A 13,293-nucleotide genomic window follows, 5' to 3' on the forward strand; every position below is an offset into this window, starting at 1 on the left:
TCTGGAGCATCCAGTTAATCAAAGGTGCTGGGGAGCCTGTGCTATGCCGGGAGTAGGGTCGATCGAAGAGCTAGTCCGCGAGATATACGGTGAGGCCATCAAGTCGGATATAGGGAGCCCAGTAAGGGACCCCCAGGAAGCGGTCAGGATTCTTGAGGATAAATACAAGCTTGTCGTCGATAAACGAATAGTAGCGGTCACCTACGCCGCCTTCATGACTTCAAGACCTGTTCTATTCGAGGGACCCCCCGGGACTGGGAAGACTGAGATAGGAGAGGCCCTCCTGGAGCTCTGGAGCGGGAAAAAGCCCTTCATACTTCCATGCAGTGAGAACTACGATGAGTACAAGGTTATAGGCGACTTCCACCCAGTAATGGCCTTGAGAAAGGGTTTCAACGAGGAAAGCTTCATCCCCCGGCCCCTGCTAGCGGCCCTCATACTGGACACAGGGGTTCTAGTGGATGAGATAAGGAGGAGCAGCGAGGACTTCCAAAACCTGCTCCTGGATATATCGGATAAGAGGAGGATAATAGTACCAGAACTCAGGCGAATGTTTAAGGCTAATGGGTACGGCTTCCAGATAATATTCACTAGTAACCCGGAGGACATAGCCCAGAACGAGTTAAGCGACGCGTTCCTCAGGAGGGTTGTCAGGGTGAGCTTCGACTATCCGCCGAGAGACGTTGAGGCCAGGATAGTCAGGATCAGGACCAACTCTAAACCCCGGATACCCCCAGACATAGCAGGCACCATAATCGACGTGATAACCGCTCTCAGGAAGTCGGGAGTCCAGCACAAGCCTGGCACGGCTGAGGCCGTGCTATGGGCTAGGATGGCTCAGGAACTAGCGCGGATCCGTGGATCCGACATAGTCAGCGTGAACGACGTCGCGGAGGTGGGGATGCCCGTGCTCGCCAAGAGGGTTGAGGACGAAGAAGAGGTCAGGGAGATCCTAGAGAGGTTCCTCGGTGGCGGACCTTGAGCATCGACGATGACGATATTATCAATACCATTATAGAGGTCGGATACAAGCTGAGAGGTCAAAATAAGACCGTCTCCACTGCAGATCTCGTAAAAGCTGTTGAACTAGCGAAGTCATACAAACTACTCACCGGTTCGATGACAAGGACAGACCTAGCATACATCCTCTGGACCTCCTTCACTGGCGTGCAAGCGGGGCTTGAATACTTCGAGGAGCTAGTTGCGAAGGAACTAGCCGGGAGGGGGGTGAGGGAGCGTGCAGAGAAGATTGCTAGAGAGCTGAGAAAGGAGATCGGGGCGATGGGAGTACGCCCCGGCGATAGGGTCTCCAAGAAGAGGCTAGCCAAGAAGTCCAGCAAGGAGAGGAGAGCAGCGTTAGCCTCGTATACAAAGCTAAAGAGTATCGGGGCGATAAGGGGCAGGCCGGGCAGGGAGAGACTACTCTCGAACCAGGAGCTAGATAGGCTCGCTTGGAGAATCGCTCTCAACGGCTACTCAAGTATCGACGAGGCCGCTAGAGGCATGTACAGCGCTAGATGGGATGACTTAATGAACACCGTTGAAGCAAGAATTAGGCCCGACCGGAGTCAATTATCGGGTATGAGCGAGAGGAACCTTCTCAAATTAGCTGAAGCTGCCAAGAGAAAGCATGACCGTACAACGCGAGAGCTCGTGGCCGAAGAGCTGGCTAGAAGGGTGAACTCTGGATCAAGGATACATGATCCCAATCGGGTGGCCGAGATCCTTGAAGATGCAGGTCTTCTTACACCCGTCATAAGGAGGAGGCTGGCTAGCGTCTCCAGGCTCGATGTAGACAAGCTTGGAGTTAATGACATCATCGACGCCGCCAATACTATGGGCATCGACGCCGGAGGCGAGCTCGTCGCCAAGGGAGTCAACAGCCTAGACTCTGAGGACGCAAGGAAGCTAGTCAGCAGCGTCAATCCACGACTCCTATGGAGTCTCGGGAGGGGATCCTTGAGGAAGCTTGGAGGGGGCCTATTACTGGAGGCCGCTGTTAACGCTGCTAAGAGCTTAAGGGAGGCGCTTAAATATGCCGAGACTGGAGACGAGGCTAGAGCTGATATGGCGAAGTACTATGTAGAGCGCGCCCTGAGGGAATTGCATAGAGGCGGCACCGCCGATGGTTCCTCGCTTGTTAACTACTCTCATGTGGTTGAAATGATAAAGGAGTCTAACGCCATCATTGGCCTCGCTACATCTTTGAAGGGACCAGTGAATCCCGGGTTGGTAGATGAGGCTCTCAGGGGCCTAGACTACCCCGCTAGGATTAGGTTGCTTAGGGATATGTATAGGAGGGCTAACCCGGAGTGGAGCCGGTTGATCCTACGCGCGGCCGAGCGTATTCTGAATAGATTCTCGGCCCGGGAAGGGCTGAGGCTGCTCAGGGATAGGTATCTAGGTCAAACGCCTCCGGGCCGCATCGATGTGAGGAGGAGCATATATGGGAGTATAAGGTACGCTCCGAGGCCTATAGTATATCTGAAGAGGAAGAAGACATCTAGGATAAGCCTAGCACTGGACTCCAGCGGGTCTATGCTCGATTACTCGACATGGGCTATTGCGGTAGCAAGTCTATTCCCAAGGCATCTCCAGAGGCTCGTCGTATTCAGCCACGATACTATAGTGCACGAGGGCCCCTTCACGAAGAGAGAGTTTATCAGAGCTCTCTTCGACGCCGATTTCACCGGGTTCACGAACATCTCGAAAGCCCTACTGCAGGCTAACGTCCCGGGTGTTAAGAAGATGATTGTGATAACCGATCTGAGGCAAACGATCAGGGACGAGCCGGTCGAGGAGGTTGTTGCCAGGCTAGTCAAGGCGGGTAAACGGGTTATCTTCATAGTACCAGGGAGCCACGACGAGATAACCCGGGTTAGAGTCGAAGAGCAGGGAGCTAGGGTCGTTATAGCCTCCACGCCGAGGAGGGCCGCACAACACTTGCTCAGGATACTCCTCCGATCCTAGGGAATCACATTAAAACCGGTAGACAACTCCTAAGCTTCCGGGAGATAGAGCTATAAAGCGGAGTGGATTCGCGCTATCGGGGGGTTAAACGGTTGGCTAAAGACATAGAGTTCCCGCCAGAGTGGGCCCGGTTCAGGTATAGAGGTAAGAAGCTTGAGGAGCTACTAGAAATGCCTCTAGATGACCTGGTCAAGCTACTACCATCGAGGCAGAGGAGGAGCCTGCTCAGGGGCTTCACACCAGCCCAGAAGAAGTTACTGCTGAAGATACGCAAGTTGAGGCCTAAAATAGTCGAGGCCTGGAAGAAGGGTAAGAGGCCTCCCGTGATAAAGACCCATGTAAGAGATATGGTGATTCTGCCGGAGATGGTCGGCTATACCATTGCAGTCTATAACGGAAAGGAGTTCGTGCCCGTCCGTATTGTTCCCGAGATGATCGGGCACTATCTAGGAGAGTTCAGCCACACGACCAAGATCGTGACACACGGCGAACCCGGGCTCAAGGCGACGAGGAGCAGCTTACACATAGGCAAGTGAGGGGGTGCATAGGATTTGCCTCGCTGGAAATACAGCGTAAAGATACGGGACGAGAGCAAGATCGCAAAGGCTGTAATATGGGATGCGCCGGTGCATCCAAAGATAATGAGAGAGGTGGCGGAGGCCATCAAAGGCATGTGGCTGGGCGAGGCCAGGGAGTATCTACGCCGGGTCATTAAAATGGAGGAAGCTGTACCTTTCAGGCGGGCTCATGGAAAACAGGCACATAGAAGGGGTCTAGCCGACAGGTGGGGTTGGCCCATAGGAAGATACCCCGTGAAGGCTGCCAAGTACATGTTAAAACTGGTTAACAACGTGGAAAACAACGCAGCCCAGAAGCAGCTAGACGTTGAGCGGCTCAAAATCATACACGTGGCCGCCCACAAGGGCCTAACGCTCAAGAGGTGGATGCCCAGAGCCTATGGCAGGGCGTCCCCGAAGAATAGAATCCACAGTCACGTGGAGATTGTAGTGGAGGAGGTGAGTTAGCGTGGTTACCAGGGCCCACAAGATATTCCTCAACCTCGGCTTGATAAGGGCGAAGGTAGACGAGTACCTGGCCCAGAACTTCTATGAAGCCGGATACAGCGGCGTCATAGTCACTCAGTCAGGGCTTGGAACTCGAATACACATCTATGCTGAGAGGCCAGCCCTGATAATTGGCAGGAGAGGCTCTACGATAAGAAGGCTACACAATATATTCCAGACGGTCTTCGGCTTCGAGGGAGTACAGATAACTGTAAGCGAGCCGGAGAACCCAGAGCTGGATGCAAGGGTCCAGGCCTTCAGGATAGCCAGGAACATAGAGAGGGGCTTCCACTTCAGGAGAGTAGCCTTCGCGGCGCTGCGAAGGATAATGGCGAACGGGGCCATCGGAGTCGAGATAACGATCAGTGGTAAGCTAACGAGCGAAAGGGCCAGATTCGAGAAATACAGTGCAGGTAAAGTGTACAAGGCCGGGCATAACGTGGATATGCTAGTAGATCGCGCTATTGCCCACGCGAAACTTCCAAAGGGCATTATAGGTGTCAAGGTCGTTATAGCGAAACCAGGCAAGCCCGCCGACTACATTAGAATCAAGGAAGAAGAGGAAGTAAGAGACCTCATAGAACGCATCAGGGGAGAAGAAGAGGTAAGCGAAGGCGAACTCCCAAGCGAGCTCGAAGAGTTAATAGAAGAGGTGGGAGAGAGTGGCGAAGCATAAAGTCAAACCCAGCGAGCTAAGAGAGAAGGATTCAAAGGAACTAGAGGATCTCTTGAGAGAGTTCAGGACCGAGTTAATCGTCCTAAGGCACAAAGCCTCCGTTGGTGTGCTGGAGAACCCTGGCAGGCTCAGGGAGCTCAAGAGGAATATAGCGAGGATACTGACAATCCTCAATGAGAGGAAAACTAAAGGGTAAGATTTAATGAAGAGAACACCCAAAAACATTATTTTCCATGAGTTAATAGGGTTAGAGATCGAAGTCCTCAATCACCCTAACCCCGAACTTATAGGGGTGAGGGGTGTAATCCTCTGGGAAACCCCTAGAACCCTCTGGATAGCTGCTGCTACGGGGAAGACCTTGGTAATACTTAAATCCGGGGGTTTATTCCGAGTTAAGCTACCAGGCGGGAAGTATACGCTGGTGAGGGGAGACCATATAATGGGATCTCCCCCAGAAAGGGCACGGAGGATAGTGAGGAGGTAAGGAGAATGCCTGCCGTGAAGCCTGTCAAGGCTTTAAAGATACCCGGGGTATCGCCACCCGAAAGGGAGTGTAGTGATCCCAATTGCCCCTGGCATGGCAGCTTAAGAGTCCGTGGCATATTAATCGAGGGGACCGTCGAAAAGGTTAGGGCTAAGAGGATGGCCGTGATTAGACACGAATACCTCTACTACGACCCCAAATACAAGAGATACGCTAGGAGAAGCAAGAAAATCCATGCGCACCTGCCAGACTGCATCGACGTGAAACCCGGGGACAGGGTTGTAATCGGAGAGACCAGGCCCATCTCGAAGACCGTCAAGTTCGTAGTACTAGGAGTAAGGAAGCGTAGTTAAACCCTATGCAACAGCTTAGATGGAGGGGAGACATGGAATGCCCAAGAAAAAGTACGGTGCAGTGCTCTCAAGAACTGGCGTTAACGCTGGACTACAGGTCGGGAGCTACGTAAGCGTCGCCGACAATAGTGGAGCTAGGGAGGTTATGATCATCAACGTCCCCGGCGTGAAGACAAGGGTTAGACGCCTTCCCTTCGCAGGTGTAGGCGATCTAGTCGTGGTGACCGTTAAGAAGGGAACCCCCCAGATGAGGAGACAGGTCACCTACGCCGTTATAGTAAGGCAGAGGAGGCCCTTCAGAAGGCCTGACGGGACCTGGGTCTCTTTCGAGGACAACGCTGTAGTCATCGTATCACAAGACGGTACTCCCAGAGGCAGCGAGATCAGGGGACCCGTAGCGAAAGAGGCAGCGGTTAGATGGCCTAGAATAGCCAAGCTGGCTACGACGATAATATAGGGGTGTCAATCGCAATGGTTAGGCTTACAGTGAGTAGGCATCCTAGAAAGCAGAGAAAGGCGTACTATAATGCACCCCTTCATGCGAGGCAGAAGCTGGTTACCGCGCCCCTAAGCAAGGAACTCCAAGAAAAGTATGGCATAAAAAGGCTCCCTGTGAGGAAGGGCGACAAGGTCAGAGTTACAAGGGGAGACTTCAAAGGTGCCGAGGGAGAAGTCGTGGAGGTCAACCTGAAAACCTACAGGATACACATCGACGGCGTAACCATAGAGAAAGCCGATAAAACACCGGTATTCCGGCCCATACATCCCTCGAAGGTTGAGATTATAGACCTAAAACTAGATGACTGGAGAAGGAGGATAATAGAGAGAAGAGGAGCGAAGAAAGAACTGACCGAGGGAACCCAGGTAGAAAGAGGCGGTGAGGAGTAATGGCGCGAATGGGAGGACAAAGGAGGCTTAAAGCGCTCGCGGCGCCTAAGTTCTGGCCCATACTTAGAAAGGAGTACAAGTGGAGTGTAAAGCCGCGACCAGGTCCTCACCCTTCAGAATTCAGCTTACCCCTCCTGTTAATTGCTAGGAACGTGCTGGGATATGCCAAGACCGGTAGGGAGGCCAGAAAGCTCATAAGCGAGGGGCATTTCAAAGTTGATGGGAGGATTAGGAAGGACTACAAGTACCCGGTCGGCTTATTTGACGTAATCGAGATCGTAGACACAGGGGAAGCCTTCAGATTCATACCATACCCAGTCAAATTCTTCAAGCTACATCCAATACCTAAAGAGGAGGCTGGAATAAAGCCTGTCAGGATAAACAACAAGACTACAATTAGGGGAGGTCACATACAGCTCAACCTCCATGATGGGAGAAATCTACTAGTTAAAGTCAAGGATCCCAGGAATCCGGTCGAAGACGTATACAAGACCCTTGATACGCTAGTGATAACCATACCGGATCAAACGATTAGAGATCATCTAAAATTCGAGAACGGAATGCTCTCGATAATCACCGCTGGTAGAAACGTTGGGAGGGTAGGCAGGATAGTTAACGTTCAGAGGGGTTGGGGACGCACGAGGAGTATAGTAACTATCGAAGACCAGGAAGGCCATAAGTTCCAGACTAGCCTAGAATACGTCTTCGTCATAGGAAAGGATGAGCCTGTGATAAGCCTTCCGGAGGGTGCGTGGAAATGAGCCTCCCAGTTGCACCGGAGAAGCTAGAAGAGATCCTTGAGGCCTGGAAGAATCCCATGAGGAAACCCAGGATATCGAAGGTGACAGTCAATATAGCCATAGGGTACAGTGGTGAAAAGCTAATGAATGCGGCAAAGGTGCTTGAAGAGCTAACCGGGCAGAAACCCGTATTCAGGAAAGCTAAGAGAACCATTCGAGCATTCGGGGTTAGGAAGGGAGAAAACATAGCAGTAATGGTCACTCTAAGGAAAGAACGAGCTATCAAATTCCTTGAAAAAGCTTTAGAGGCTGTAGGGAAGAGGCTCAAGGAGAAGAGTATTGACGAGTTCGGAAACATCGCGTTTGGCATAGAAGAGCATATCCTTATACCCGGCGTAAAGTATGACCCAGAAGTGGGTATCTTAGGCATGGATGTCGTGGTCACTATCGAGAGGCCGGGCCACAGGATCGTGAGACGGAAGAGGGCTAGGAAGAACCATATACCGAGGAGACATCGCGTCACTAGGGAAGAGACCATGGTGCTATTAAACCAGATGTTCGGAGTGTCATTTGTATAGGGGGTGTCGAGTAGTGGCGAAGATAAGGCCACCGAAGCCTAAGAGGATGGGGAGAGGCGCGCAACGCTGCCAGAGGTGTGGTACTAGGGACGCTGTAATCCAGAAATATGGCCTATATCTTTGCAGACAGTGTTTCCGGGAGATAGCCCCTCTACTGGGGTTTAAGAAGAATCGCTAGAGGGGTGGGATAATGGTTATGCTTGACACGTTGGCGAATGCGCTTGCAGCTATACAGAACGCTGAAATGAGGGGTAAGAAGGAGACCCTGATAATGCCTGCCTCGAAACTAATAGCCGCAGTTCTCCGTGTACTCCAGCAGGAGGGTTACATAGGCGAGTTCGAATACATCGACGACGGTAGATGGGGTAAATTCCGCGTGCAACTCCTTGGCAGGATAAATAAGACCAATGTCGTCAAGCCCAGGGTCCCTGTCTCCTATAGAGAGCTGACCGCCATGCCAGAGAGCTTGAGAAAGTATTTGGCGAGCAGGGATATAGGTGTACTGATACTCTCGACGAGCCAGGGTGTTATGAGCCATAAAGAGGCTATAAAGAGAAGGATAGGGGGCATACTACTAGCCTACGTCTACTAGCCCCCATTTCCCGTCACTATTATATGGTAAAGAACCCTTCTATAACCCCTTAGAGCCCTCGTATTACTCTTGAACCCCGGGATCCAGCGGGCAAATAGTCTATAAAGGGGCTTGTATAGGGGTAGAAGAGGCTGGGGTAGGTGCAGGTAGCGATGGGTAAAGATGTGCATGTGGTTAAAGAGGTCGAGATACCAGATGGAGTTAACGTAGAAATAGAGAATGAGAAGGTAACAGTTACTGGTCCTAAGGGGAGTCTAACCCGCGTGCTGCCCCGGGTTAAAGGCGTACTGGTACGGAGAGAAGATAGTAAGATTGTCATTGAATCTTATTTCGCCGATGCTAGAAAGAGAGCGATGATAGGTACAATCGCAGCTCATATCAAGAACATGATAGTAGGTGTAACTAAAGGCTATCGTTACAAGTTGAAGGTGATCTACAGCCACTTCCCTATCAGTATAAAGATTGAAGGTGATAAGTTCATTATAAGTAATTTCCTCGGAGAAAAGGCTCCCAGAGTTGCCAAGATCTTGCCCGGCGTCAAGGTCACGGTCAAGAAGAATGATGTAATAGTCGAGGGAATCGATATCGAAGCCGTAGGCCAGACCGCGGCCAACATAGAGAGAGCCACAAAAATCACTGGGTTCGATAGGAGGAAGTTCATGGACGGGATCTACATATACGAGAAGGGGGTGGTTGAAGGATGACTGAGAGAGAAGAGGTCCTTGAGAGGTTAAGGGAGAGGAGGAAGTTGCAGAAAAAGCTAGCCAAGCACAGGGAAAAACCCGTGTTCAGAAGGTATCTCTCGTGGCGTTTCTGGAAGTTTGAAAGAAGAGAGTACTGGCGGAAGCCGAAGGGCAACGATAGCAAAATGAGGTTGCAGATCAAGGGATATCCGCCTATAGTCAAGGTGGGCTACGGTACTCCCTCTGACCTTAGAGGCCTGCACCCAAGCGGCCTCAAGCCGGCTAGGGTCGCCAGTATTAGAGACCTAGAAGGGCTAGATCCCCAGGAGCACATAGTTGTTATAGCCTCTACAGTCGGGCTCCGTAAGAGGAATACGCTTGTAAGGGAGGCGCTCATGCGTGGATTCAGGGTGGCTAATCCGTAGGGGGTGTGGCTGATGGACTACAGGCTGCAGAGGCGATTAGCAGCGGAGGTCTTCGGCGTCGGCGAGAGTAGAATATGGATAAGCCCTAACCCCGAACACGAGGAGGAGATCTCGCAGGCCGTAACACGGCGGGATATCATAGCGCTGGCCAAGAAGAATATCATACGCGTAGAACCGAAGAAGGGTAATAGCAGAGAGAGATGGCTGTACAGGCATTCGCAGAGAAGGAAGGGCAGGAGGAGAGGATACGGTAAGAGAAAAGGCGCTCAGGGAGCCAGAGTCGATCCGAAAGAGGACTGGATACATAGGATAAGGAAGATGAGAAGATATCTACGATGGCTCAGAGATCATGGAGTGATAGATAGGGGTATTTATAGGAGGTATTACAGGCTAGCCAAGGGAGGAGCATTTAGGAGCCTCGGCGATCTGAGGAGGCATCTAGCAGAGGCTGGCTTGCTTAAGGAGGGCGGACAATAATGGGGCGCGGACCTAGATACAGGGTACCCTGGAGGAGGAGGAGAGAAGGTAAGACCAACTACTACAAGAGGCTAAAGTTGATTGCGTCAGGCAAGCCTAGGATGGTGGTAAGGAGGACTCTCAAGTACATAATAGTACAGTTCGCCGAAGCCAAGATAGAAGGGGACAAGATGATCGCCGTCGCGCATAGCAGAGAGCTTGTCAAGAAATACGGGTGGCTTGGAGGAACGGGTAACACCTCTTCCGCATACCTGACGGGGCTACTAGCGGGATATAGAGCGCTACTTGCCGGTGTAGAGGAGGCTGTCCTCGATATAGGCCTAGCTGATCCCGTCCCGGGATCGCGTGTATTCGCAGCGTTGAAGGGAGCCCTAGACGCTGGATTAAAGATCCCCCATAGCGAGGAGATACTTCCTTCCATGGAGAGGATACGAGGCGAGCACATAGCGTTATGGGCCGAGGAACTCGCCGAGAAAAACCCGGAAAAATATCGAATACAGTTCTCTAAATATCTAGAGAAAGGCCTAAAACCCGAGGGACTACCCAGCCATTTCGACGAGGTGCTAGAGAAGATTAAACGCGAACACGAAGTCAAACTCGCACGAACCCGAATCGCTAAAGGAGGTGAGGAGTAGTGAGCATGGCTAGCCCTAGTTTAGAGAACTGGGTTCCGCGAACCAAAGTGGGAAGACTGGTTCTAGAAGGTAAGATCACAAGCCTCGAAGAGATCTTCCGGAGGAACCTTCCACTATTAGAACCAGAGATAGTCGACTACCTAATAGGAGAACAGCTACAGCACGAGGTAATCGACGTCTCTATAGTACAAAAAATGACCGATGCTGGGAGGGTAACCAAGTTCAGGGCCGTCGTTGTTATAGGAAACGGTGACGGATACGTTGGCCTCGGAAAAGGAAAAGCACGTCAATTCAGGGAGGCGATCAACAAGGCGTTGAGAAACGCAAAACTAAACATTACTCCCGTGAGGAGGGGCTGTGGAAGCTGGGAGTGCACTTGTGGTGAGTCTCATAGCGTCCCCTTCACGGTCAGGGGGAAGAGTGGTAGCGTCGAGGTAATCCTGAAACCCGCGCCGAAAGGCACCGGCCTGGTTGCAGGAGACGTTGCAAAGAAGGTCTTAAGGCTAGCTGGAATCAGCGACCTGTGGACCTTTACAAAGGGAGAGACCAGGACCAGCTACAACTTCGCTAGGGCAGTCTTCCTAGCCCTTAGGAACACATACAGGTTCATGACGCCGCTAGACTGGTATAGATCCTAGCGAGGTGGGTTGAGTTGCCATTGTACGTTGTAATTAGATTAAGAGGACAAGCGGACGTGAACCCTGATACAGAACGAACCCTCTACTTATTACGGCTGAGGCAGAAATACGCGGCGTCACTATACCACAGTAGCCTGCCTGGTATCGAGAACATGCTGAGGAAAGTACAAGACTGGGCTACATGGGGTGAAATCGATAGAGACACCCTCATAAAGCTCCTGCGTACAAGGGGGCGACTCATAGGAGACAAGCCCTTAACAGACGAGTGGGTAAAGACTAATCTAGGTCTGGAGAAGGGAATCCCCGAACTAGCTGATAAGTTACTGAGCGGAGAGATACATTATCATAGGCTTGAGGAAAAAGGCGTTAAACCATTCTTTAGACTGCATCCGCCTAGGGGAGGATTCAGGAGAACCATAAAACGCCACTACACTAACTCCGGAGAACTCGGCTATCGGGGAACCGATATAAATAAACTATTAGTAAAAATGATATAAGGAGGTGGATGATAATGGTGGTGAGGAGAAGGAAAAAGACCAGGAAGCTAAGAGGACGATCAAGGACCATGAGCTGGGGTCAAATAGGCCAGCATAGGAAGAGCGGTTCAAGAGGTGGGAGAGGCGCTGCAGGGCTCGGAAAACATGAGTGGACGTGGACGATAAAATACGCTCCAAGATGGTTCGGGAAACACGGGTTCAACCCGCCCAGGATAAGAGTAGGCTACAAGCCTAAGCTAATTAACTTAGACGAGCTCTCAGAGCTCTTCGACAAGCTGGCTAGAAAAGGAGGACTAAACTACGAAGGCGACATGCCGGTCATCAATCTCATAGAGCTAGGATACAACAAGCTCCTAGGCTTCGGAAAAATAACCAAACCAGTTAAGGTCATTGTCCCAAAGGCAAGCAAATCCGCTATAGAAAAGATAGAAGAAGCCGGGGGGGAAGTCGTACTCCTGTCGAGCACCGAGGAATAAACTCCAAACCCAAACGTAAAATATCCTCCCGTCCTCTCCTCTATCCCATACGGTCGGGAAATCGTGACGAATGAATGTATACGGGAGTTGTCTATCTCAGAAACACTAGTCGAGACAGTCCATCTGGTGAGCCCGACACACATAAACCCACTAGGGATATTACACGGCGGTGTTGGGCTCAGGTGGATGATCACAACAGCTAGCATGGCAGCTATGCGCGTCGCCAGGGGACCCGCATTCATAGCCCATTTGGACCACGTGTTCTTCATCAATCCCGTGCATCTAGGACACAATGCCGTCATAACTAGCTGGGTCGAATATATAGGTAGAAGTAGTATTGAGCTCACCACACTCATGGAAGAAGAAAACCCGGCTACAGGCGATAGAGTGCTTACGACAGCAGCACACATGACTTACGTTGCAGTCGACGAGTCCATAAAGCCCAGACGCGTTCCCACGTGCCTAACCCCAAAGGGTCCTCTTGAGAGAGAACTGCATGAGAGGGCTAAGCAGAGGAGAGAACAGAGGGGACCGAGGTTAAACCCCCAGGACCTAAACCCGCCCAAGTCGATCCACCCAGAAGCCCAATTAACCTCGTATAAACTGGTAAATCCCGAGGACACTCTCGCATTGAACGCAATGCATGGCGGAAGACTCATGTACCTTATGGACGAGCTAGCCGGGATCACCGCCATCAAATACTCTAAGGGGATAATGGTTACAGCTGGCGTCGACGCGACCGACTTTGTATCCCCGATCTGGGTCGGTGACATACTGGAGATACACACGGCTGTTACCTACGTTGGCAATACTAGTGTCGAGGTCACAGTCAAGGCTATAACTGAGAACCCTAGCGGCGACGTGAAAAGACATGCCACGACAAGTTATTTCACGCTTGTACATTTGGGGGCCGACGGAAAGCCAAGGCCTGTCCCGCCTTTCAAGCCTAGGGAACCCTGGCAGAGGGAGTTGTATGAAAGAGCTAGAGAGAGGAGGAGGCAGCGCAGCGAGCTACTTAAATTCTTCAAGCAAGAAATAAAGTATATTAAACCTCCAAAAATCAAATAATTTTATCTACACATTAATATATAAGTGTATGCTAGAGTAAAATAATAAT

At 51.3% G+C, this 13,293-nt stretch carries 22 protein-coding genes; all 22 read left to right on the plus strand.

Annotated elements, in window-relative coordinates:
* The first annotated feature begins 43 nt into the window (after positions 1-43).
* The 22 genes from F7C38_03150 to F7C38_03255 all read left to right on the plus strand — a co-directional run bounded on the left by F7C38_03150 (position 44) and on the right by F7C38_03255 (position 13,244).
* Positions 44-982, plus strand: a complete 939-nt coding sequence (locus F7C38_03150) for a MoxR family ATPase (protein MCE4600547.1) — start codon at positions 44-46, stop codon at positions 980-982.
* Positions 979-2,970, plus strand: a complete 1,992-nt coding sequence (locus F7C38_03155) for a VWA domain-containing protein (protein MCE4600548.1) — start codon at positions 979-981, stop codon at positions 2,968-2,970. The genes F7C38_03150 and F7C38_03155 overlap by 4 nt, the downstream gene beginning before the upstream one ends.
* Positions 2,971-3,062: 92 nt before the next feature.
* Complete coding sequence (locus F7C38_03160) at positions 3,063-3,506, plus strand: 30S ribosomal protein S19 (protein MCE4600549.1); 444 nt, start codon at positions 3,063-3,065, stop codon at positions 3,504-3,506.
* A gap of 15 nt (positions 3,507-3,521) precedes the next feature.
* A complete protein-coding gene (rplV, locus tag F7C38_03165) occupies positions 3,522-3,995 on the plus strand; it encodes a 50S ribosomal protein L22 (GenBank protein MCE4600550.1) in 474 nt (157 codons plus the stop codon).
* 1 nt (position 3,996) lies between these two features.
* The gene (locus F7C38_03170; GenBank protein ID MCE4600551.1) at positions 3,997-4,710 is read left to right on the plus strand and encodes a 30S ribosomal protein S3; all 714 of its coding nucleotides are present in this window, start codon (positions 3,997-3,999) and stop codon (positions 4,708-4,710) included.
* Positions 4,697-4,906 (plus strand): 50S ribosomal protein L29, encoded by a 210-nt coding sequence (gene rpmC, locus F7C38_03175; GenBank protein ID MCE4600552.1) that lies wholly within the window; start codon positions 4,697-4,699, stop codon positions 4,904-4,906. The genes F7C38_03170 and rpmC overlap by 14 nt, the downstream gene beginning before the upstream one ends.
* A 6-nt stretch (positions 4,907-4,912) precedes the next feature.
* Positions 4,913-5,194: a ribonuclease P protein subunit gene (locus F7C38_03180; GenBank protein ID MCE4600553.1), complete on the plus strand. Its 282-nt coding sequence runs from the start codon at positions 4,913-4,915 to the stop codon at positions 5,192-5,194.
* A gap of 5 nt (positions 5,195-5,199) precedes the next feature.
* Entirely contained in the window at positions 5,200-5,547 is a 348-nt protein-coding gene (locus F7C38_03185; GenBank protein ID MCE4600554.1) for a 30S ribosomal protein S17, read from the plus strand.
* A 37-nt stretch (positions 5,548-5,584) separates the two neighbouring features.
* The gene (locus F7C38_03190) at positions 5,585-6,004 is read left to right on the plus strand and encodes a 50S ribosomal protein L14 (protein ID MCE4600555.1); all 420 of its coding nucleotides are present in this window, start codon (positions 5,585-5,587) and stop codon (positions 6,002-6,004) included.
* Positions 6,005-6,018: 14 nt separating this feature from the next.
* On the plus strand, positions 6,019-6,435 hold the full coding sequence (rplX, locus tag F7C38_03195) for a 50S ribosomal protein L24 (GenBank protein MCE4600556.1): 417 nt from the start codon (positions 6,019-6,021) through the stop codon (positions 6,433-6,435).
* On the plus strand, positions 6,435-7,196 hold the full coding sequence (locus F7C38_03200) for a 30S ribosomal protein S4e (GenBank protein MCE4600557.1): 762 nt from the start codon (positions 6,435-6,437) through the stop codon (positions 7,194-7,196). The genes rplX and F7C38_03200 overlap by 1 nt, the downstream gene beginning before the upstream one ends.
* Positions 7,193-7,753: a 50S ribosomal protein L5 gene (locus F7C38_03205; protein ID MCE4600558.1), complete on the plus strand. Its 561-nt coding sequence runs from the start codon at positions 7,193-7,195 to the stop codon at positions 7,751-7,753. Before F7C38_03200 ends, F7C38_03205 begins: the two co-directional genes overlap by 4 nt.
* A gap of 13 nt (positions 7,754-7,766) precedes the next feature.
* Positions 7,767-7,931 carry a 30S ribosomal protein S14 gene (locus F7C38_03210; GenBank protein MCE4600559.1) on the plus strand — a complete coding sequence of 55 codons (165 nt, stop codon included), beginning with the start codon at positions 7,767-7,769 and terminating at the stop codon, positions 7,929-7,931.
* A 12-nt stretch (positions 7,932-7,943) separates the two neighbouring features.
* A complete protein-coding gene (locus tag F7C38_03215) occupies positions 7,944-8,345 on the plus strand; it encodes a 30S ribosomal protein S8 (GenBank protein MCE4600560.1) in 402 nt (133 codons plus the stop codon).
* A gap of 152 nt (positions 8,346-8,497) precedes the next feature.
* Positions 8,498-9,049 (plus strand): 50S ribosomal protein L6, encoded by a 552-nt coding sequence (locus F7C38_03220; GenBank protein ID MCE4600561.1) that lies wholly within the window; start codon positions 8,498-8,500, stop codon positions 9,047-9,049.
* Entirely contained in the window at positions 9,046-9,453 is a 408-nt protein-coding gene (locus F7C38_03225; GenBank protein MCE4600562.1) for a 50S ribosomal protein L32e, read from the plus strand. Before F7C38_03220 ends, F7C38_03225 begins: the two co-directional genes overlap by 4 nt.
* Before the next feature lie 12 nt (positions 9,454-9,465).
* The gene (locus F7C38_03230; protein MCE4600563.1) at positions 9,466-9,930 is read left to right on the plus strand and encodes a 50S ribosomal protein L19e; all 465 of its coding nucleotides are present in this window, start codon (positions 9,466-9,468) and stop codon (positions 9,928-9,930) included.
* Entirely contained in the window at positions 9,930-10,565 is a 636-nt protein-coding gene (locus tag F7C38_03235) for a 50S ribosomal protein L18 (GenBank protein MCE4600564.1), read from the plus strand. The genes F7C38_03230 and F7C38_03235 overlap by 1 nt, the downstream gene beginning before the upstream one ends.
* Positions 10,566-10,570: 5 nt before the next feature.
* A complete protein-coding gene (rpsE, locus tag F7C38_03240; GenBank protein MCE4600565.1) occupies positions 10,571-11,203 on the plus strand; it encodes a 30S ribosomal protein S5 in 633 nt (210 codons plus the stop codon).
* A 14-nt stretch (positions 11,204-11,217) separates the two neighbouring features.
* Entirely contained in the window at positions 11,218-11,700 is a 483-nt protein-coding gene (locus F7C38_03245) for a 50S ribosomal protein L30 (GenBank protein MCE4600566.1), read from the plus strand.
* A gap of 14 nt (positions 11,701-11,714) precedes the next feature.
* Positions 11,715-12,176: a 50S ribosomal protein L15 gene (locus tag F7C38_03250; protein ID MCE4600567.1), complete on the plus strand. Its 462-nt coding sequence runs from the start codon at positions 11,715-11,717 to the stop codon at positions 12,174-12,176.
* 63 nt (positions 12,177-12,239) lie between these two features.
* Positions 12,240-13,244 (plus strand): acyl-CoA thioesterase, encoded by a 1,005-nt coding sequence (locus F7C38_03255; protein MCE4600568.1) that lies wholly within the window; start codon positions 12,240-12,242, stop codon positions 13,242-13,244.
* Positions 13,245-13,293: the final 49 nt, after the last annotated feature.

It is taken from the genome of Candidatus Thermodiscus eudorianus, assembly GCA_015521085.1.
Taxonomy (GTDB): Archaea; Thermoproteota; Thermoprotei_A; order Sulfolobales; family Acidilobaceae; genus Thermodiscus; species Thermodiscus eudorianus.